The sequence below is a fragment of the Aeromonas sp. D3 genome (assembly GCF_027705025.1).
GTDB lineage: Bacteria > Pseudomonadota > Gammaproteobacteria > Enterobacterales > Aeromonadaceae > Aeromonas > Aeromonas salmonicida.
The window spans coordinates 1-19064 of record NZ_JAPDBE010000063.1 but is presented as its reverse complement, the minus strand read 5'-3'; the positions used below and the strand labels follow the sequence as shown (position 1 = coordinate 19064).

Below are 19064 nucleotides of genomic sequence, written 5' to 3'. Positions count from 1 at the left end.
CTCATGATGAACCCTGTTCCATGGCTCCAGATGACAAACATGATCTCATATCAGGGACTTGTTCGCACCTTCCTTAGGCCAATCGATCACCCCCTTTCCCTTTTTACAGCCGAAAAACCAAGCATAGCGTCACGATCCTGCGATATGAGTACGAGTTCAAGATCGTGAATATCGCGATCGTCCGAATACGCTCCGCTATTCGAACCTACTCAACTCCAAAAAAGAGAACCTCACCCAAAAGTAATCTGGAACAAAACTTGCTGTGTCCCTTCCCTTAGATCCCGGCAACCGGTCGCGAGGGGCCCATGACACCGACCTTTATCAAAAGCAATGCTGCAGCCCAGCTCACCATGGCAGTCGAGGTGATGGATGAACAGGGACAGCTGCACACCCGCCAAATCGCCTGTGAGCGGCCACTGACTGTCTACCTCAACTGGAAGGAGATAGTGACTCTGATGACGCTGGGTGCCCGCCCCGAGGCGCTGGTGCTGGGCTATCTCAAGAATCAGGGCTTTATCGAGGATATTTCGGCCATCGAGTCGGTCATCGTCGACTGGGAGAGCGAGGCCGCCGCCGTGGTGAGCAGCCAGCAGGCCGAAGATCTCGACAAGTCGCTGGAGAAGAAGACGGTCACCTCCGGCTGCGGTCAGGGCACCATGTATGGCAGCGTGATGAAGAAGCTCGAAGGGGTGGTCTTGGCGGCGCCAGAGCTTAAACAGAGCACCCTCTACGCCCTGCTCAAGGCGCTGTCGGCCCATAACGAAACCTACAAGATGGCAGGTGCGGTGCATGGCTGCGCCATCTGTCGCGGCAGCGAAATCCTCTCCTTTGTCGAGGATGTGGGGCGCCACAATGCGGTGGATACCCTGGCGGGCGAGCTCTGGATGCGCGGCGAGAGTGGCAGCGACAAGATCTTCTACACCACGGGGCGGCTCACCTCGGAGATGGTGATCAAGGTGGCGCAGATGGGCATTCCGGTGCTGCTGTCGCGCTCCGGCGTCACCCAGATGGGGCTGGATCTGGCCCGCCAGCTCGGTATCACCATGATTGCCCGCGCCAAGGGGCGCCACTTCGAGGTATTCAGCGGCCACGACCATCTGGTGCTGGACGAGAAGCCGCCGGTGCTGGCGCCCAGTCAGGGCGGTCGCGGGATGCGGGACTAGGCAATGAACGAGTTTATGAATGTGAAGCAGGTGGCCGAGTATCTCGATCTCAACGAGAAGAAGGTCTACCAGCTCGCCAACGAGGCGCGCATCCCCGCCACCAAGGCAACCGGCAAGTGGCTGTTTCCCCGCTCCCTGCTCGATCGCTGGTTGCTCGGCAGCTGCCATGAGGGGGTGATGAACGACCGGCTGCTGCTGGCAGGCTCAGACGACGTGCTGCTGCACTATGGTTGCAGCACGCTTGCGCGGCAGCTCGGGACCCAGGCACTGGTGGGCTACACCCCGTGCGGCACCCGTCAGGGGCTGGCGATGCTGGCGCGCGGCCATGTGGATCTGTGCGCCATCCACTGGGGGCAGGCGGAGGAGGCGCACCTGCGCCACCCGGCGCTGGTGCAGCAGTATCAGGGCCACCGCCAATGGGTGATAGTGCATGGCTTTCGCCGGGTGCAGGGGCTGGTGCTGCGCCAGGGCTTGCAACCCAAAGAGGCGAAAGAGGCGCTCGACTGGCGCTGGGCCATGCGCCAGGAGGGGGCGGGCAGCCAGCGCGCCCTGCAGGAGTGGCTGCAAACCCAGGGGGAGTCGCTGACCCGGCTGGAGCGTACCCTTGAGGTCAACAGCGAGCGGGAGCTGGCCGCCGCCATCAGCCGTGGCGATGCCGATGTGGGGCCCGGCGCCCAGAGCACCGCCACCGAGTTTGGCCTCGGCTTTATGCCCTTGTCGCAGGAGTGCTTCGATCTGGTGATGCCGCAGGGGGTCTTCTTTCGCACCCTGCTGCAACAGCTGATCAGCTGGCTGCAATCCCCCGAGGGGCGCGAGCTGGCGGCTCGCCTCGGCGGCTATGACCTGACCCAGAGCGGCAAGCTGGTGTGGAGCCCGCAGTAGCGAAAGAGGCTAGCCCCATACCTTGTGCCGACAGCAGTGACAAACACGGGCCTGCCACCCTGGCAGGCCCGTCTGTTTTATTGCCCATCTGTGCTATTCATCCACTCTGATAAATGGGCAGGCACTTACCCTTTCCGTGACTCACCCACTGCCGAGTCAGGTTCATGTCCCGCCGTGCCAGACTCACGCCCCTCGGCCCCCAGCGCAATGCGCCACCCCTCCAGCTGGCGGGGTTCGCTGCCAGCGGGCAGGCGGGCGCGGCTGAGCAGCCGTATGGTAAAGCAGCTTCCTTTCCCCAGGGTGGAGGCCACCACCAACTCCCCGCCCCAGCGGCTGATGATGCGATGACTGAGGGCCAGCCCCAGCCCCGTGCCTGTGGCGCGGGTGGTGAAGAAGGGGTCGAAGATTTTGTCCATGATGGCGGCGTCTATGCCGCTGCCGTTGTCGATAACCCGCACCTCGGCCCCTTGCAACTGGCCCGTCTCGTCGACCCAGTCGCGACTCTCGACCCGGATCTCTCCCTGCTCCCCTAGCGCATGGCTGGCGTTGACCAGCAGGTTGATCAGCACCTGCAGCAGTTGCTGGCGATCCGCCTCTATGGGTTGCTGGGCCTGCAGATCGGCTACCAGGTTCACCTGCTGCTGGCGCAGGGCGGAGCGCACCAGGGTCAAGCTCTCTTCGATGATGGGGGTGAGGTGCTGCCAGACGGGCGCCGTCTCGTAGTCGCCGGGACGGGAGTATTGCAACAGGCTGCGGGTGATGGCGCGAATGCGCTCTATCTGTGCCAGCACCAGCGCCAGTTCCTCGCTGACCGGAGCGGCGGCCTCCCCCAGCTCCAGCTTCATCAGCTCCACATTGCCGAGGATCACCGCCAAGGGGTTATTGATCTCGTGGGCCACACCGGCGCACAGCTCGCCGAGGGCTGCCAGCTTCTCGCTGATAAGCAGCTGCTGGCGCGCCTGGGTCAGCATATGGATGTGGTGTTCAAGCTCGGCAGTCTTCTGTTTGAGGCTCAAGGTGCGCTCGGCCACTTTTTGCTCCAGCTCGTCGGCACTGCGGGCCATCTGCTGGCGATGGGCATCCTGCCGGTCGAGCATGGCGTCAAACTGGCGACCCAGCTGGGCCAGCTCGTGGTCGGGATCCAGGGCCAACTGCCCTACCCTGGCCGATTTGCCATATTGCACCTGACGCACCACCTTGTGCATCCGCTCTATTGGGGTGAAAAGATCCCGCGCGCCGCGATAGACCAGCAGGCCCGAGAGCAGCAAGAGCAGCACCACGCCTGAGCCCAGCTCCAACAGGTTGGTGAGGTAGGTGCGAATGATGGGCCACTCCAAAAAGCCCACATAGAGCATGCCGATGCGCTCGCCGCGGGCCCCAAGCAGGGGCTCGTAACCGGAGACATACCAGGCATCGTGGACGAAGGCGCGATCTATCCAGAGCTCCCCCCTCCCCAGCACCTGTTCCCGTACCGGCGCCGAGACCCGGGTGCCCACGGCTCGGCCCACCTGACGGCTGCTGCTGACCGGTACATTGGTGCTCACCCGCAGGTCATCGAGAAACAGGGTGACGGTGCCTATGCTTCCCTCTGGCAGGGTGTTTTTGGCAAACACCTGGCGCTTGAGCTCATCCACCAGTCGGGTGCTGCCGTTGATAAGCTCACCCCCTTCCAGCACGGCCCAGAGCGATCCATCCCGCCCCATGACAGGGGTTAGAGAGAGGCTGACAAGCCCCCGTGTCTCCTGAACCGTGGCGGCTGTCTGTTCCCTGTCCAATACGGCGCGGCTGGCAAGGGCGGGCGAGAGGGCCTGCAATTCTTCACGAGACCAGACCACGAAGTGGCTGATGCTGCGCCCGGCGCTGAGGGTGGCACGCTCCCGGGCGGTCAACTGATCCAGTTCGGCACCACTGCGCAAGCGCAGAAAGTCGAGGTCATAGTTGGCCGCCAGTGGCTTCACCCACTGCTGCAACTCATCGGGCGTCTCGCGCAGTCGCAGCTGAAACGCCCAGGCATCGCGCAGGTGTTCCAGATGCTCCGCCTGACGCTGCTGCTGCACGCTCACCGCATGGTGGGCCACCCCGAGGTCACCGCGCACATTGGTGAGCAGGTTCTGCCAGCTGTAGGTGAGGGTCCAGTAAAGCGTCAGCCCCATCATGCCCACCAGGGTGAGCATGATGGGCACAGAGGTGAGCAGCAGCAGGCGCCAACGGACTTTTGTTTTCAACCAGCGGGGCAGCAGGCTCAGCATCATGGTCGCCGCCAGCGGCAGAGGATCAGCGGTTTCATTCGATGGCCCACTCCTTGAACTTGCGCTCCAGAGTCTTGCGCGCCACCCCCAGCACCCGGGAAGCGGCGGACTTGTTGCCCTCAAAACGCTCAACCACTTGCAGGATGTGGGCCTTCTCCACCTCCGACAGCGCCCACTCCAGGGGATATCCCTCTCCCCCCTTGCTCTGCTCGCTGGACTGGGCGCTCTGCCAATAGTCGGCGGGGGGCTTGCCCAGCAGCAGGCAGCGCTCGATCAGGTTGCGCAACTCGCGCACGTTGCCGGGCCAGGGATAGGCCTGCATGGCCACCACGTCCTCGTGGGTCCAGCTAAGCGAGCCCATCCCCATCTCGGCGGTAAGCTGACGGGTGAAGTGGTGCACCAGGGCCGGGATGTCGTCGACGCGATCGCGCAGGGGCGCCACCGGCAGCGCCACCACGTTGAGGCGGTAGAAGAGATCTTCCCGAAAGCGGCCCGCCTCCACCTCGGCTTTGAGGTTGCGGTTGGTGGCGGCGACGATGCGCACATCCACCGACAGCTCGCGCTCGGCGCCGACCGGCCGGATGGCTTTTTGTTCCAGAGCCCGCAGCAGGGACGATTGCATGGCGAGCGGCATCTCGCCTATCTCGTCCAGAAAGAGGGTGCCCTGATGGGCGACCCGAAACAGGCCGTCACGCCCCTTGCGGGCACCGGTAAAAGCACCCTGCACGTGGCCGAACAGTTCGCTTTCCAGCAGTTCGGGGGCAATGGAGGCGCAGTTGAGCGGCACGAAGGCCCCCATCCGGCCGGAAAGCTGGTGCAGGGCGCGGGCCACCAGCTCCTTGCCGGTGCCGGACTCCCCCTCCACCAGCACGGCAGCATTGGAGGGCGCCACTCTGGCGATGAGGGTCTTGAGTTCCCGGGTCTTGGCGCTGTCGCCTATCAAGGTGGGCGGGAACAGCTTGCTCACCTCCCGGCGCAGCAGCAGGTTCTCCCGCTCCATCTGGCGGCGCTCTATCACCCTGTCCACCGCCTGGACCATCTGATCCAGGTTGAAGGGCTTGAGGATAAAGTCGCTGGCACCGAGTCGCAGCGCCTTGAGGGCGGTATCCATGTCGCCGAAGCCGGTCATGAAGATGATGTCGCTGCGCCGGGTGGCGGGGTCTATGGCCTCGTGCCACTCGATGCCGGAGCGCCCCGGCAGGCGGATGTCGGCGATGATGAGATCAAAATGCAGGCGGCAGCGCAGGGCTTCCGCCTCCTCCACGCTGGCGGCCGTCTCTATCTGGGCGAAGCGCTTGGCCAGCGCCTTGGCCAGAAAGCTGCGCATTCCGGGCTCGTCATCGACGATGAGCAAAGAGAGGGCAGACCAGCGGCTGGCGGGTGCAGTCATGAAAAAAGTACCTCAGATTCGACAAGGTTCCGGGATTGTCCCACCGACCTTATAAACTGTGGGACATTTTGTCGCTAACCGGCCCCGAGTGCCAACCTCCTTTATTAAAAGCGACGAGGCCATCACGCAATTAACCCCGTTAACCGACTGTTTTAACATTAAAAACCGCGCTGCTGGCAGTGTGCGGCCAGCTTGGCACCCTGCTTGCTTAGTCCTGCCCTCTCCCCATCACCCGGATACGATGAACATCATGATCACAGGAACCGTGCGCCAACGTTTTGCCCTTGCCCTCTCGACCGCCCTGCTGCTGAGCCTCCCCTTGCTGAGTACCGCCAGCCACGCCGAGAGCGCCAAGGCGCCCATTCGCCTCGCCACCACCACCAGCACGGAGCAGTCCGGCCTGCTGGGCTGGCTGCTGCCCCAGTTCACCAAGGAGACCGGTTATCCGGTGCAGGTGATGGCGGCCGGTACCGGCCAGAGCCTGAAGATGGGTGAGAACGGCGACGCGGATCTGGTGATGACCCACGCTCCATCTGCCGAGAAAGCCTTTGTTGACGCGGGCTTTGGCATAGAGCCGGTGCACCTGATGTACAACGACTTTGTCATCATCGGCCCGAGACAGGATCCGGCGGGCCTGGGCAAGCTGCACGACGCCGCCAAGGCGCTGCAGGCCATCAAGGATAAAAAACAGACCTTCATCTCCCGCGGGGACGAGTCCGGCACCCACATCAAGGAGAAGACACTGTGGCAGGCGGCCGACGTCAAACCCGAGTTTGCCGGCTACAAGTCCATCGGCCAGGGCATGGGCCCGACCCTCACCATGGCCTCCGAGCTGGGCGCCTATACCCTGACCGACCGCGGCACCTGGCTCGCCTATCAGAGCAAGCTGGATCTCGCCGTGCTGCTGGAAGGGGACAAGCGGTTGTTCAACCCCTATCAGGTGATTCTGGTCAACCCCAAGCGCTACCCGGATCTCAACACCGAAGGGGCGCGCACCCTGAAGAACTGGCTGGTCTCCGAGCACGGCCAGACGCTTATCGGTGACTTCAAGGTGGCAGGCCAGGCGCTGTTTGTGGCCGATGCCAACGGGAAATAATGCAGCCCTTGTTCCATACGATCACATGGATGGCTCTCGCCCCGCACGATAGGGGAAGCGCCTGATGCCGACTCTGCTGGATACAACGCTGGCGGCGCTTGCCTTGCTGTTCGGGGGCGATACCGAGCTGTGGCAGGTGGTGGGGGTTTCTTTCTCTGTCTCCTGCATCGCGCTGCTGCTGGTGCTGGTGCCGGCGCTGCTGCTGGGGTTCGCGCTAGCCTATCTGCCGATCCCGGCGCGCTGGCTCTGGCTCTCCTGCATCAATACCCTGCAGTCGGTGCCGACCGTGGTAATCGGCCTCTTGCTCTACATGTTGTTGTCGCGGGCCGGCCCCTTCGGCGACTGGAAGATGCTGTTCACCCAGCAGGCCATGGTAGTGGGCCAGATGCTGATCGCCTTCCCCGTCATCGCCACCATGGCTCACGCCGCCTTTATCCAGAGCGACAGACGCGCCTGGGAGACGGCGCTCACCCTGGGACTCTCCTGGCCGAGGGCGCTGCTCGGGCTGATGCGCGAGTGCCGCTTCGGCCTGTTGGCGGCGGTGATCGGCGCCTTCAGCCGCATCGTCACCGAGGTGGGCTGCTCCATGATGGTGGGGGGCAATATCCTGCATTTTACCCGCAACATCCCCACCGCCATCGCGCTGGAAACCCAGAAGGGTGCCTTTGCCCAGGGGGTTGCCCTTGGCATAGTGCTGCTGAGCCTGGCGCTGTTGCTCAACCTGCTGCTGACCGCGTGTCGCGGCCACAGTTATTTGAAAAACTGACCATGACGCTGCGCACTTTTATCCCTGACCGGATGCTGCTGACCCCATCTCTGTCGCGGCCGCAGCTATCTGAAGAACTGACCATGCCCCCACTGTTTATCAACTGGAGTACCCCATGGCCCTGACCGCCCACCAGCTGATGATGCGCTTTGGCGAGCGCAACCTGTTCCAGATAGAGCGGCTCTCCATCGCGGCGGGCGACGCCATCTGGCTGCGCGGGGCGAACGGGGTGGGCAAGACGACCCTGCTCAAGATACTGGCCGGCCTGCTGACACCGACTCGGGGCCACACCAATCTCGCCTGCGGCTGGCGCGCCAGACTCGAGCAGTGGATCAAACGGGATCCCGGCCCGGGCCGAGTCACCTATCTGCACCAGACCCCCTATCTGTTCGATCGCAGCGTGCACGACAACGTGGCCTGGGCCCTCGGCCATCAGGCCGCCGACGAGGTGCGGGTGTTCGAGGCGCTGCGCCGGGTCGAGCTGGAGGGTCTGGCGCGGGAGCACATCAGCATACTGTCTGGTGGCGAGCGCCAGCGTCTGGCCATGGCCCGCGCCTGGGCGCTGCAACCCGCCTTTCTGCTGATGGACGAACCCACCGCCAATCTGGATGCACATTCGGTTGCCCTGATGGCCGCCTTGGCGCAAGATCTGCGGGAACAGGGCAGCGGCCTGGTCATCATCAGCCATCAGAGCAACGATCTGACCGATTTGTGCGAGCGGCAATGGACCCTCGCCCGTGGCCGGCTGCACGAACCCACCCCTTTGAAAATCATCGAGCGACATGACCTCAAACAGCGAACCCAGAACTGACACCTTCCCCGTCTCTGCCGTGATCCTGGCCGGTGGCCGCGCCACCCGCATGGGGGGCGAAGACAAGGGCTGGGTAGCACTGGCGGGACGCCCCCTTATCGACCACGTTTTGGAGCGGCTGCGCCCCCAGGTGGATGAGGTGCTGATCAACGCCAACCGCAGTCAGACTCGCTATCAGGCGCTGGCCCCCGTCATCAGCGATGACAACAACGACTATCTCGGCCCGCTGGCGGGCATGCAGGCCGGCCTTGCCGCCGCCCACCACGACTGGGTGCTGTTCGTCCCCTGCGATGGCCCCGCCCTGCCCCATGATCTGATGAGCCGCTTTCGCGCCGCCCTCACCCCGGATACCGAACTGGTGGTGGCCCACGATGGTGACTGGCTGCAACCTGTGGTGACCCTGCTGCACAAGTCCCTGCTGCCATCGCTCACCCATGCCCTGGCCGAGGGTGAGCGCAAGATAGATATCTGGTTCGCCCGCCACAAGATGGCGGTGGTGAGCTTTGCCGACCAGCCGGATGCCTTCATCAATCTCAACAGCCCGGCCGAGCTGGCCGCCTACGAGGCTCGCCTGCTGAACTCATCTACCGACCCCCGATAAGGAGCCACAGCATCATGACACCGGCCCCCACTCTTCCCCTGCTCGGCTTTGCCGCCTGGAGCGGTACTGGCAAGACAACGCTGCTGGAACAGCTCATCCCCATTCTGGTAAGCCGCGGTCTGCGCCTGGGTGTGCTCAAGCACGCCCATCACGACTTTGACACCGACCAGCCGGGCAAGGACAGCTACCGCCTGCGCAAGGCGGGGGCGGATCAGGTGATGGCGGCTTCGCGCCGTCGTCACGCCCGCATCGTCGAGACGCCCGACGCCGAGCCCCCGTTTCACACCTTGCTGGCCAGCTTCGACCAGACCCGGCTCGACCTGCTGCTGGTGGAAGGGTTCAAGCACGAGCACTTCCCCAAGATAGAGCTGCATCGCACCGAGCTCGGCAAGCCCCTGCTGTTTCCAGACGACGGCGACATAATGGCGCTGGCGGCAGATCTGCCCCAGCAGACCGACTTGCCCCAGCTCAATATCAATGATCTGGCGGCCATCGCCGACTTCGTCTGCGGCTACGCGAGCAAGGCCAAGCATGCCGAACAGGTGCCGGGAACGGGATTTCTGTCGGTGGAGGCGGCCCGCAGCGCCATTCTGGCTGCCCTCAGCCCAAGCAGCGCCTGCTCCGACAAACCGCTGGCCTTGTGCCACGGCGCCGTGCTCGCACAGGACTTGGTGAGCCCCATCAATGTGCCCCCCCACGCCAATTCGGCGATGGACGGGATTGGCCTTCGCGGCGACGACCTCGCCGCCGGTCGCTGGCAACTGGTGGGTGAAGTGCTGGCGGGCCAGCAGTACCATGAGCCTGTGCTGGCTGGTCAGGCGGTGCAGATCATGACGGGCGCGCCGCTGCCCCCCGGCATCGATACGGTCGTGATGCGGGAAGAGACAAAAATAGAGGGGGAGTGGGTCACGGTCAGCGCCCCCATCAAGGCGGGGCAGAACGTGCGTCTGGCCGGGGAGGATCTCGCCAAGGGTGCGGTCGCCATCCCGGCCGGGACTCGTATTGGCGCCCCCCAGCTGGGGCTGGCGGCCTCCTTGGGTCAGGCCAGCCTGTCGGTACGCACCCCGCTCAAGGTGGCACTATTCAGCACGGGTGACGAGGTGCAGGCGCCGGGCGAGACGCTGGCCCCGGGCCATATCTTCGACAGCAACCGCTTCACCCTGATGGCGCTTATCGCCGCCGCCGGCTGCGAGGTGATGGACTTGGGCATCATCCCGGATGATCCCGCCATACTGCGCCAGCAGCTGGAACAGGCCGCGGCCAACGTCGATCTGGTGCTGAGCTCGGGCGGCGTCTCGGTGGGCAATGCCGACTTCATCAAGCAGGTGCTGGCGGAGCTTGGCCAGATAGCCTTCTGGCGCATCCAGATGCGGCCGGGCCGACCGCTGGCGTTTGGCAAGCTGGGGACTACCCCATTCTTCGGTCTGCCGGGCAATCCGGTGGCGGCCATGGTCTGCTTCCTGCAATTTGTCGAGCCCGCCATCGCCCGCCTGCAGGGTCGGCTCTGGCAGCCGCTGCGCCTGTCGGCACAGGCCGAGCAGAAGATGCAGAGCCGCCCTGGCCGCACCGAGTTTCTGCGCGGCGTCTTCCATCAGGATGCCAGCGGGGTGCTGCGGGTGCGCACTACCGGGCCGCAGGGCTCCGGCATTCTCAGCTCCATGGCCGATGCCAACTGCCTGATTGAAATTGTCCCCGCCCAGCCGGCCATCGCGGTCGGCGAGCGGGTCTGGATCCACCCACTCCAGGGACGAGTGGCCTGATACATCGCAAGCACCCCGCCGGGCGTGGCGGGGTGTTTGCGCCCATGACCCGAGGCTAGTCCCTTGCGCCTGAATACCCCGCTCTCCCGGCTCGATCTGCTGATCTATGGCCGCTATCGCATCGTCCACGGCCTGCGCATCGCGCTCGCCTTCATGCTCACCTTTCTGCTGACCCGCGAACTCAAGCTGCCGGAAAGCACCTGGCCGCTGATCACGCTGGTGGTGGTGATGGGCCCCATCTCGTTCTGGGGAAACGTGCTGTCACGCGCCCTGCAACGGGTGGTTGGCACCATCTTCGGCGCCGGTTGCGGTGTGGTGGCCCTCTATCTGGAGCTCTACTCCCTGCCGCTGACCCTGGTGTGGTGCGGCTGCATCATGTTCCTGTGCGGCTATCTGACGCTCGGCAAGCGCCCCTACGTGGGGCTGCTCATCGGCATCACCCTGGGGGTCACCATGGGGGCCATGCCGGGGGACATAGAGACGGCGCTGTGGCGCAGTGCCGACGTGATCCTTGGCTCCCTGCTGGCGCTGCTGTTTTGCAGCATCTACCCCCAGCGCGCCTACAGCCACTGGCGGTTGCAGATGCACGACACCCTGCTGCAGGCGCACCGGCTCTACCATACCCACCTCTCCCCCAATATTCTGGAGCGACCCAGGCTGGCCCAGAGCCACTCTCGCCTGCTCTCCAAGATGGTGAGCCTGCGCCCCCTGCTGGCTCCGGCAGTCAAGGAGACCCGCCTTGGCAGCGCCCTGTTCGAGGCCATCCAGACCACGATGCGCAACACCCTCTGCACCCTGGAGATGCTGGCCAACACCTACTGGAGCGATCGCCAAAGTCACTTTCTGATGCAGAGTACCCCCGAGCTGCGCGCCTGCCAGCAGGCGACCGAGGCCGTGATGATCCAGCTGGCGCTCATGCTCAAGAGCGGCGAATTGAAAGGGGCTGAGCAGGCCATCAGCGAGTTGCAGGAGGCCGCGACCCGGGTGCGACTCGATGCCAGGGGCGAGGCCGCCATCAGCGGCTATCTCTGGTTGAGTCTGCAGCTCACCGAACAGCTCACCCACTTGCGCCGCCTGCTGGGGCTGGTGATGTACCCGCCCCGCAGCCAGAGCCACACATAGCAAAACGCCCCGCAATGCGGGGCGTTGTCATATCGCGCTGACCACTCAGGCCATGTACGCAACCCGCGTTAACTGGCATCCGCCAGCGGTTGCTCGGCCGTGAGGTAGATGGAGAAATCCTTGATCCCCGCCTCCAACGCAGCAAAACAGTCGGGGTCTATGGCAGATCCCAGTTGCTCGGCCATCATCTCCAGCGCCTGGGGCACGGGAATGGCACCACGATAGGGACGCTTGGCGGTGATGGCATCGAAGATGTCGGCCGTGGTGATGATGCGGGTCTCAAGGGCAATCTCCTCTGCCTTGAGTCCCTTGGGATAGCCCTTGCCGTCGAGCCGCTCATGATGGGCCCCCGCCACCTGGGCCAGCTCCTTGAAGGCACCGATCCGGCTCAGGATCTCCTCGGTATAGGCGGCATGCATCTGCACCGCCACCCACTCATCGGCATCAAGCTTGCCCGGTTTGTCGAGAATGGCGTTGCTCACCCCAAGCTTGCCCACATCGTGCAGCAGGGCACCACGCTTGAGCCAGCGCCGCCGTGGCTCCGGGATCCCCATCTGGGTGGCGAGGATATCGGTATAGAGTGCCACCCGGCCGCTGTGACCGGCTGTGTAGGGGCTCTTGGAGTCGACCACCTGACCGAAGGCGGCGGCAATCTCATCCAGATAATCTTCATCGAGCGCCACTTCCCCCTGCCCGGCCGGATGGATAAATACCCACTCAGCCAGCTGGGGATCCGCCAGCCCTTGCCAGAAGGGCTCATCGGCCATGACTTCAAACTGCCTGACCAGCTCGGGATCAAACCAGCTGCCGCTGCGCTCGCGCACCTCTTTGAGCGCCGCTTCCGGCCCTGCTGCGGCATGAAACACATCCACCACCTGACAGAGCAGGGCGATGCGGGAGAAAAGCGGGATCGCCTCACCGGCCAGCTGCAGCGGCCGACCCTTGCCATTCCAGTGCTCGTCGAGAGAGAGAATGCCACTGGCCACCTCATCGCTGAAGCGCAGTTGGCGAGCGATATCGGCGCCACGGTGGCAGCGGGTCTGGATCAGCTCGTTGGCAATCTGATCACCATTGCGAAAGATGTGGAACAGGCTGCGAAAGCGCCCCAGCAGATCGGCTTGCAGGCCGGTGTGGCCCAGCACGAAGTTGACCACCTCGGAGAGGGAGCCATCAACCAGCTTGAAGTCGCGTTTGAAGTGCAGATCGTCGGTGAGATAGAGCTCACAGATGCGGGCCGCATTGCTGCTGCAACCGAGATCCTTGAGCAGCAGGGTGTAATAGAGGTCGTGGCGCTGCCCGGCATTGAGGCCAAGTTGCTCCCCCAGCCGGGAACCCATCCAGCAACAGCGGATGCAGTGCCCTCTGGGTTGCCCCTCAGTCATGTCGAGGGCATGACTGAGGGAACCAATCAGTTCAGATAATCGCAGACCGCTGAAGGTCATGAGCTGCTCCATTAGCTATAACGGCGATCTTGCCTGCAGGAAATACTATACCCATTCAGGCCAGAACGAATCCCGATGTCAGATGGACAGACTGGATACGGTCGCCGAGACATTGTTTGCTTCCTGGCGGATCTCGACCATCACCTCATTGACCTTGTCGACCTGTTGCTTGCCCAGCTCGGCGCTGCTGGCCACTCTGGCCATGTCGTCCGTCACCCTGGCCGTCAGCTCACGGTTCTTCTGCACCACCTTGGCGATCTCGTCGGTGGAGAGGGAAGTGCGAGCGGCGAGCTGGCGCACTTCGTCGGCCACCACGGCAAACCCGCGCCCCTGATCGCCGGCGCGAGCCGCTTCGATGGCCGCATTGAGCGCCAGCAAGTTGGTCTGGTCGGCGATGCTGCTGATGGTGGAGACGATGGCTTCGATGCTCTTGGATTGCTCGTTGAGCTGGTTGACCAGCTGTATGGTCTTGTCTACCTGCTCACTGACAAGGGAGGAGGTCTCCACCACGGAACGCAGCAGATCGGCGCCCTGCTCCGCACTGCGCAATGTCTCCTGCGCCGTGGCATGAGCCACCTGGGCGGCATCCCGAATGGCATGACTCTTGGTCACCCGCTCGGTAATGTCAGTGGCCAGCTTGATCACCTTGGTCACCTTGCCGCTCTCGTCCCTGACCGGGTTGTAAGTGGCTTCCAGCCAGATGTCATCACCGTGGCTGTTGCGACGCAGAAAAAGCCCTGACTTGAACTGGCCCTGGGCCAACTCTTCCCAGAAACGGGGCTGTTCGCGATAGAAGGCATCATCACAGAACATCCTGTGGTTGTGCCCCTTGATCTGGGACAGGCTGTACCCCATGCAACTCAGGAAATTGGCATTGGCGGTCACTATCTCCCCCGTCGGGGTGAACTCTATCATGGCGAGGGAGCGATCAAGGGCCTTGGAGACGGCCTCCTGACTCAGCAGGCGCTGGTGATGCTCGGTCACATCGCTGGCGATCTTGATCACCTGGGTCACACGCCCCTGTTGCTTCACCGGGAAGTAGCTCGCCTCCAGCCAGAGCGCCTCGCCCCGCTTGTTGATACGCGGAACAATGCCGGATTGGACCCTGCCTTGTTGTAGCTGGGCCCAGAGTTGCTGGTAATCAGACGACTGAGCCAGTGCCTTGCTGCAAAACATCCTGTGATGCTGACCCTGGAGTTCAGCTGCGCTGTATCCCATCAGGTTCAAGAAAGGCTCATTGGCCTCCAGGATACCGCCATCCGGAGTGAAGGTGATGGTCGCCACCCCGCCTTTGACGGCATCGACAAAACCCTGCAGCTCACCGAGCTGCGTCTGGCAGGCCAGCAGTTGTGCCTTCAGCTTGTTATTGAACATGGATGTCATACCCCTTTACCGACGATGTGGGAACTCGCAAACGACAACCGCCGTCAATGTGGGCGAGTACGAGCCTGATGAGGCTGATCATAGTTGAGCGAAATCGCCGGATCAGACTTTGACCGACGTTTTACTGCCGGCGCTCGCCCGGTTATCTTCTTGCCATCCATAAAAAGAGACACAACGTTGAGAGCAGGCGCGCTTGCGCTGGACGCTTGGTACGAATATCTGCCCGTGTTGGATCAGTTTCGCATCGCTCGGAGTCACACCGCTGGTTGCCACTCCAGACAGGCCGGATTGGCCACAAAACCAATGCGTTCATACAGGGAACGCCCCTGCTCACTGGCATGCAGCCACACCTTGCCCAGTCGTTCGGCGCTGGCATGGGCCACCATGGCATCGAGCAAAGCGCTGGCCATGCCCTGCTTTCGATGGGCTGGCAGTGTATACATATTGAGCAGGTAGGCCTCCTTCCCCGGCACATTGCCAGGATAGGGCGGTCGCACAAACAGTGCCAGGGTGCCACTTGCCACCACATCTCCCCCGACCTCCGCCACCCAGGAGCGCGCACTGCCATCGGCCTGCCCCTCACTGAAATAGGCACTGGTCGCCTGCCAGAGATCCAGATCGGCCAGCGGCTCGGCCAACTCCCCCACCTCGCAAAACAGTCCCATGCGCAAACTCACCAAGGCGGGAATATCGGCCATATCTGCCTGACGAATAATCATTGCTCTCTCCATTGAGGACAAGGCCAATAGCCCTGACTGTTCATCATCATGACAAATAGCAGCATCAGACACCCTTTGTCATCGGAAGATATCTGAGACTCATCACCGGCGGCGGCCTGTCAGCCAGTGATCAAAGCTCAGCACACCGCCGCCCCAGATGGTCAGGGTCAGCAGCATCCAGCCCCACAGCTGATGATCGTAAAAGCCGCCCGCCCAGAGGGTTGGATAGGAGATCACCGCCATGATATTGAAGCCAAACAGCAGCAGAGCGGCCGGACGGGTAAAGAGGCCTGCCAGCAGAAACAGGGGAAGCAGCAACTCGGTCGCCGTCCCCAGATAGGCGGCCCACAACCAGGGCAGCAGGGGTACCTGATACTCGGATTCAAACAGATAGAGGGTTGAATCCCACGCCGTCAGCTTGAGCCAGCCTGAAGTGATAAAGACCGAGGCGACCCAGAGCCTCGCCAGCAGCAAGACGGCACCGCTCATCCAGCGCGGCAGGTCGCTACTCGAGCTGGCCAGCGCCAGCCATTTGTTTCCCATCATGGCATCACCTCCACATCGACCAAGAGACCAAGCATTACCAGGCGGGTGAGATGATCACTCGCCACGGGATCGGTTGCCAGCAGGGTGGCCAAGGGTCTGCCTTCCAGGCAGCCTTGCAGCAGCGCCCACTCACCTGCCTCTAAAGGCAACGGCGTGACCCGATAATCCAGCTGCTTCTTCAATACCAGCCAGACAGGGGCACAGAGATCCCCCACCGCCTCCCCACCGTGTAGCGCCATCTGCCACAGGGCCAGCACCGGGTAGTCGCTGGCAACCAGCAGCAGATCCGTGGCAGGCAACAGCCGCAGCCGCTCCCATTGTGGCGGCGATAATCCGGCCAGACGTTCGGCTGGCCAGCAGCGGGACTCCAGCGGCAGCAGACTGGCACGCTCAAGCTGCCACTCGAACTGCGCCAGCGCCTCCAGCCAGGGTAACTCGGCCGTGGTTGGCAAGCGGGCCAGCCACTGACCAAAACCGGCGCCATAGTGCATGACGCTCCCTTCCTGTAGCGGCTCGTCCAGCACGAAACCACGGGCCGCTGCCACGAAAAATTCGTCTCCCACCATGGCCTTGACGGCGGGATAGCTGCTCGCCAGCACCTCGCCAAGACTCAGGATGAAGTGGTTGCGATAGACCTGCAGCACCGACTCGGCAGGAAACAACCGGGAGCTGATGTGGGGGGCAATCGCGGCAGGCTCTCCCAGCAGGCCATCGGCAAAGTGCCGTTGCAGCTGTTTCAGTTCAACCATGGGCTAGCTCCCGAACCATGTTTGCAGCTTGCGCCTCATCCAGAATGGCGCTGGCCTGCTCAGCTTCGGCCAGCAAGACCGGCAGAGGGGGGATCTCGAGATCCCACTCAATCAGGGTGGGAATGGCCTGCTTGCGGCAGATCTGGCGATAGAGTTCCCAGACCGGCTCCACCACAGGGGCGCTGTGGGTGTCGATATAGAGGGAGCCTTCGGGCAGCTGTTTCTCGGTATAACCAGCCAGATGGATTTCCCCGACGGTGGCGAGATCGATCGTCGCCAGATAGTCATCACAGGAGAAACCGTGGTTGAAAGCACTGACGTAGAGATTGTTGAGGTCGAGCAAGATGCCGCAATCACTGTGTTGCTGCAGCTCGGCCAGAAATTCCCATTCACTCATCTCCCCTGCCAGTTGCAGATAGGAGGAGGGATTTTCTATCAGCAACCGGTAACTCAGGGTCTGTTGTACCTGCTGGATCTTGTCACTCATGTTGCGAAGGGATTGACGGGTATAGGGTACAGGCAGCAGGTCGTTGAAGTAGCGTCCGCCAATGCTGCCCCAGCTCAGATGTTCGGAGATCCGTACCGGCTTGATCGCCGCTGCCAATGATGACAACTGTTGCAGATGGCGCTGATCGAGCGGGTCGGCCGAGCCGAGGGACATGCCAACGCCGTGCAGACTGACGGGGTAGTGTTGCGCCAACTCACTCAGCACCTGAAAGCCCTGGCTGTGCGGCTCGAAGTAATTTTCACTGTGCACCTCCAGCCAACCGACTGCCGGCAGGGTTTGCCGGATCCCGTCGTAATGGGGAGTGCGTAATCCGATACCAATCAAAGGGTTCATCGCAAGACTCGCTTTCGCCAATCAGAGAGGATGCAGGGGGCGGCCCGTTGGCCATCCCCTGCCCGATGTCTCTTACTTGGGTTGCAGCGAACCGCCCACCAGCTTCTCGCACAGCCCTTTGGGCATCACCACAAAGGCATCGCCCTGGGCATCTTCCTTGGCGGTCCCGGCGCAGGAGCTGCTCTTGGTCGCACAGTCATTCTTGCTGGCCTTGACTACGCCGTAGCACTTCTCCTTTTCCTCGGCAGCAATGGCTGGCGCCGCGATGAACTGGGCACCCAGTGCCAGCAGACCTGTCATGGCGGAGGCGATCGCTGTGCTTTTTTTAACGTTCATGTTCGTGATCCTTGTGCTGTTGAGTGTGATGACCCCGCTCAGTGTCGTGGCGGGGTACCTGCAATAGAACCGGAACAGCAGAGAATTAATTTCATGAAAAGAGCAAAACAAGGGCGGCGACTCAGACGTAACCATCTAAATCATTGTTTAATAGAACATATTTTCTTAAGTCAGCCAGTCACGAGAAAAGCACTTTCGCCCGCCAGATCCCGGCAGACCAAAGATCAGCTCCCGCTTGTGGCACCGGTCAGTCCATCAGAAAGGAGCAATAGGAGATGTTCGGCAGGAGGGGAACCACTGCTATTTCTGGAGCACAATAAAAAAGAGAGCCGAAGCTCTCTTTTTTAAGATGAATGGGGTCTAGTAGAAGATCCGCTCACCGCGCTCGCTCATCTTGAGCCATACCGGCTTGGTACTGGTTTTGCTCCAGATACGATGCAAGTAGCTGTAGAAGCGGGCACGATCGCTGCGAAACAGCATAACGGGGAAGGCCAGAATACCCACCAGCAGCGCATAGATGCGACGAAGAATTATCTGAGTCAGAGAAAAGGGATGAAACATGATAGCACTCCTTACTGGTAAGACCACTGAGCAAAGATTACTCCACAAACTGTAGGATTACTACACCAATAACGCCATTTTTTCGCAAAAAAATCCACAAAAAGCCATATAGTGAAATCCAATTACATTAATTAACTTACAGGTAACAAAAACTGGCAAAGGGATGTGCGTCGACCAGATTTAATAGGTTGGCAGTCAGGAGGGAGTTTGTGCGATGAAACCTGCGGAAATGGCGGTCTTGGGGGTACTGGGCCTCTTGCTCTGGTCGGAATGGCAGGATTGGCAACTCAATCAAGGCGACAGCATATCACTGGCCTATCAGGGCGTGCCCACCGTCAGCCTGTGGCAGTGCGGCCTGCTGAAACAGAAGATGGCGGATCTGACCGAACATTCGGCCGCAGTGCAATTTCAATTCCGGGGGCAGGATCTGGTGGAGGTCAATCGCTATCTGGAACGGGAGTGGCAACAGCAGGGCTGTGAACAGTTACTGGCTCAACAGGGATATTGAGAAACAGAAACGCACACCTGTGGTGTGTGATATTTATCGCTCTGATGGCATTGAACTTGAAGAATATGGAGGCACGTTCCGGAGTCGAACCGGACTAAACGGATTTGCAATCCGCTGCATAACCGCTTTGCTAACGCGC

Annotated in this window: 19 protein-coding genes; 9 read left to right on the top strand and 10 right to left on the bottom strand. The window is 62.0% G+C overall.

Features of this window, described 5'->3' with window-relative positions; translation table 11 throughout:
• Positions 1-305 precede the first annotated feature (305 nt).
• Positions 306-1163, top strand: a complete 858-nt coding sequence (locus OKC28_RS21945) for a formate dehydrogenase accessory sulfurtransferase FdhD (RefSeq protein WP_270691101.1) — start codon at positions 306-308, stop codon at positions 1161-1163.
• 15 nt (positions 1164-1178) lie between these two features.
• Complete coding sequence (locus tag OKC28_RS21940; protein WP_270691102.1) at positions 1179-2045, top strand: helix-turn-helix transcriptional regulator; 867 nt, start codon at positions 1179-1181, stop codon at positions 2043-2045.
• A 125-nt stretch (positions 2046-2170) separates the two neighbouring features.
• Here the strand turns inward: OKC28_RS21940 and OKC28_RS21935 are convergent, their stop codons facing one another.
• Positions 2171-4297 (bottom strand): sensor histidine kinase, encoded by a 2127-nt coding sequence (locus tag OKC28_RS21935; protein WP_270691100.1) that lies wholly within the window; start codon positions 4295-4297, stop codon positions 2171-2173.
• 31 nt (positions 4298-4328) lie between these two features.
• Entirely contained in the window at positions 4329-5684 is a 1356-nt protein-coding gene (locus OKC28_RS21930; protein ID WP_270691099.1) for a sigma-54-dependent transcriptional regulator, read from the bottom strand.
• 250 nt (positions 5685-5934) lie between these two features.
• Between OKC28_RS21930 and OKC28_RS21925 the strand changes: the two genes are divergently transcribed.
• The 6 genes from OKC28_RS21925 to OKC28_RS21900 all read left to right on the top strand — a co-directional run bounded on the left by OKC28_RS21925 (position 5935) and on the right by OKC28_RS21900 (position 11840).
• Positions 5935-6780 carry a substrate-binding domain-containing protein gene (locus OKC28_RS21925; protein WP_270691098.1) on the top strand — a complete coding sequence of 282 codons (846 nt, stop codon included), beginning with the start codon at positions 5935-5937 and terminating at the stop codon, positions 6778-6780.
• Between the two features lie 64 nt (positions 6781-6844).
• Positions 6845-7546 carry an ABC transporter permease gene (locus OKC28_RS21920; RefSeq protein ID WP_125606379.1) on the top strand — a complete coding sequence of 234 codons (702 nt, stop codon included), beginning with the start codon at positions 6845-6847 and terminating at the stop codon, positions 7544-7546.
• A 115-nt stretch (positions 7547-7661) separates the two neighbouring features.
• Positions 7662-8357, top strand: a complete 696-nt coding sequence (locus tag OKC28_RS21915) for an energy-coupling factor ABC transporter ATP-binding protein (protein ID WP_111588218.1) — start codon at positions 7662-7664, stop codon at positions 8355-8357.
• Positions 8329-8958, top strand: coding sequence for a molybdenum cofactor guanylyltransferase MobA (mobA, locus tag OKC28_RS21910; protein WP_219598559.1), 630 nt, complete (start codon positions 8329-8331; stop codon positions 8956-8958). The genes OKC28_RS21915 and mobA overlap by 29 nt, the downstream gene beginning before the upstream one ends.
• Before the next feature lie 14 nt (positions 8959-8972).
• The gene (locus OKC28_RS21905) at positions 8973-10718 is read left to right on the top strand and encodes a bifunctional molybdopterin-guanine dinucleotide biosynthesis adaptor protein MobB/molybdopterin molybdotransferase MoeA (RefSeq protein ID WP_270691097.1); all 1746 of its coding nucleotides are present in this window, start codon (positions 8973-8975) and stop codon (positions 10716-10718) included.
• A gap of 63 nt (positions 10719-10781) precedes the next feature.
• Positions 10782-11840 (top strand): FUSC family protein, encoded by a 1059-nt coding sequence (locus OKC28_RS21900; protein ID WP_270691096.1) that lies wholly within the window; start codon positions 10782-10784, stop codon positions 11838-11840.
• 68 nt (positions 11841-11908) lie between these two features.
• On the opposite strand, the gene OKC28_RS21895 is transcribed toward OKC28_RS21900, so the two are convergent.
• The 8 genes from OKC28_RS21895 to OKC28_RS21860 all read right to left on the bottom strand — a co-directional run bounded on the left by OKC28_RS21895 (position 11909) and on the right by OKC28_RS21860 (position 18417).
• The gene (locus tag OKC28_RS21895; RefSeq protein WP_219595538.1) at positions 11909-13282 is read right to left on the bottom strand and encodes an HD-GYP domain-containing protein; all 1374 of its coding nucleotides are present in this window, start codon (positions 13280-13282) and stop codon (positions 11909-11911) included.
• A gap of 78 nt (positions 13283-13360) precedes the next feature.
• The gene (locus tag OKC28_RS21890) at positions 13361-14656 is read right to left on the bottom strand and encodes a methyl-accepting chemotaxis protein (protein WP_270691095.1); all 1296 of its coding nucleotides are present in this window, start codon (positions 14654-14656) and stop codon (positions 13361-13363) included.
• A 263-nt stretch (positions 14657-14919) separates the two neighbouring features.
• A complete protein-coding gene (locus OKC28_RS21885; RefSeq protein ID WP_270691094.1) occupies positions 14920-15384 on the bottom strand; it encodes a GNAT family N-acetyltransferase in 465 nt (154 codons plus the stop codon).
• 102 nt (positions 15385-15486) lie between these two features.
• Positions 15487-15930 (bottom strand): DoxX family protein, encoded by a 444-nt coding sequence (locus tag OKC28_RS21880; protein WP_234592850.1) that lies wholly within the window; start codon positions 15928-15930, stop codon positions 15487-15489.
• Positions 15927-16679 (bottom strand): HvfC/BufC N-terminal domain-containing protein, encoded by a 753-nt coding sequence (locus OKC28_RS21875; RefSeq protein ID WP_234592849.1) that lies wholly within the window; start codon positions 16677-16679, stop codon positions 15927-15929. Before OKC28_RS21875 ends, OKC28_RS21880 begins: the two co-directional genes overlap by 4 nt.
• Entirely contained in the window at positions 16672-17520 is an 849-nt protein-coding gene (bufB, locus tag OKC28_RS21870; RefSeq protein WP_270691093.1) for an MNIO family bufferin maturase, read from the bottom strand. The genes OKC28_RS21875 and bufB overlap by 8 nt, the downstream gene beginning before the upstream one ends.
• A gap of 72 nt (positions 17521-17592) precedes the next feature.
• Positions 17593-17856, bottom strand: a complete 264-nt coding sequence (locus tag OKC28_RS21865; protein ID WP_270691092.1) for a BufA1 family periplasmic bufferin-type metallophore — start codon at positions 17854-17856, stop codon at positions 17593-17595.
• Positions 17857-18216: 360 nt separating this feature from the next.
• On the bottom strand, positions 18217-18417 hold the full coding sequence (locus tag OKC28_RS21860; RefSeq protein ID WP_021139055.1) for a YbfA family protein: 201 nt from the start codon (positions 18415-18417) through the stop codon (positions 18217-18219).
• 214 nt (positions 18418-18631) lie between these two features.
• Between OKC28_RS21860 and OKC28_RS21855 the strand changes: the two genes are divergently transcribed.
• Positions 18632-18925, top strand: a complete 294-nt coding sequence (locus OKC28_RS21855) for a hypothetical protein (RefSeq protein ID WP_021139056.1) — start codon at positions 18632-18634, stop codon at positions 18923-18925.
• Positions 18926-19064 lie beyond the last annotated feature (139 nt).

Bases quoted from the DNA above. Each gene is read 5' to 3' on its own strand.
- OKC28_RS21945 (WP_270691101.1), top strand. From the start codon at position 306: ATGACACCGACCTTTATCAAAAGCAATGCTGCAGCCCAGCTCACCATG.
- OKC28_RS21940 (WP_270691102.1), top strand. From the start codon at position 1,179: ATGAATGTGAAGCAGGTGGCCGAGTATCTCGATCTCAACGAGAAGAAG.
- OKC28_RS21935 (WP_270691100.1), bottom strand. From the start codon at position 4,297: ATGATGCTGAGCCTGCTGCCCCGCTGGTTGAAAACAAAAGTCCGTTGG.
- OKC28_RS21930 (WP_270691099.1), bottom strand. From the start codon at position 5,684: ATGACTGCACCCGCCAGCCGCTGGTCTGCCCTCTCTTTGCTCATCGTC.
- OKC28_RS21925 (WP_270691098.1), top strand. From the start codon at position 5,935: ATGATCACAGGAACCGTGCGCCAACGTTTTGCCCTTGCCCTCTCGACC.
- OKC28_RS21920 (WP_125606379.1), top strand. From the start codon at position 6,845: ATGCCGACTCTGCTGGATACAACGCTGGCGGCGCTTGCCTTGCTGTTC.
- OKC28_RS21915 (WP_111588218.1), top strand. From the start codon at position 7,662: ATGGCCCTGACCGCCCACCAGCTGATGATGCGCTTTGGCGAGCGCAAC.
- mobA (WP_219598559.1), top strand. From the start codon at position 8,329: ATGACCTCAAACAGCGAACCCAGAACTGACACCTTCCCCGTCTCTGCC.
- OKC28_RS21905 (WP_270691097.1), top strand. From the start codon at position 8,973: ATGACACCGGCCCCCACTCTTCCCCTGCTCGGCTTTGCCGCCTGGAGC.
- OKC28_RS21895 (WP_219595538.1), bottom strand. From the start codon at position 13,282: ATGACCTTCAGCGGTCTGCGATTATCTGAACTGATTGGTTCCCTCAGT.
- OKC28_RS21890 (WP_270691095.1), bottom strand. From the start codon at position 14,656: ATGTTCAATAACAAGCTGAAGGCACAACTGCTGGCCTGCCAGACGCAG.
- OKC28_RS21885 (WP_270691094.1), bottom strand. From the start codon at position 15,384: ATGATTATTCGTCAGGCAGATATGGCCGATATTCCCGCCTTGGTGAGT.
- OKC28_RS21880 (WP_234592850.1), bottom strand. From the start codon at position 15,930: ATGATGGGAAACAAATGGCTGGCGCTGGCCAGCTCGAGTAGCGACCTG.
- OKC28_RS21875 (WP_234592849.1), bottom strand. From the start codon at position 16,679: ATGGTTGAACTGAAACAGCTGCAACGGCACTTTGCCGATGGCCTGCTG.
- bufB (WP_270691093.1), bottom strand. From the start codon at position 17,520: ATGAACCCTTTGATTGGTATCGGATTACGCACTCCCCATTACGACGGG.
- OKC28_RS21865 (WP_270691092.1), bottom strand. From the start codon at position 17,856: ATGAACGTTAAAAAAAGCACAGCGATCGCCTCCGCCATGACAGGTCTG.
- OKC28_RS21860 (WP_021139055.1), bottom strand. From the start codon at position 18,417: ATGTTTCATCCCTTTTCTCTGACTCAGATAATTCTTCGTCGCATCTAT.
- OKC28_RS21855 (WP_021139056.1), top strand. From the start codon at position 18,632: ATGAAACCTGCGGAAATGGCGGTCTTGGGGGTACTGGGCCTCTTGCTC.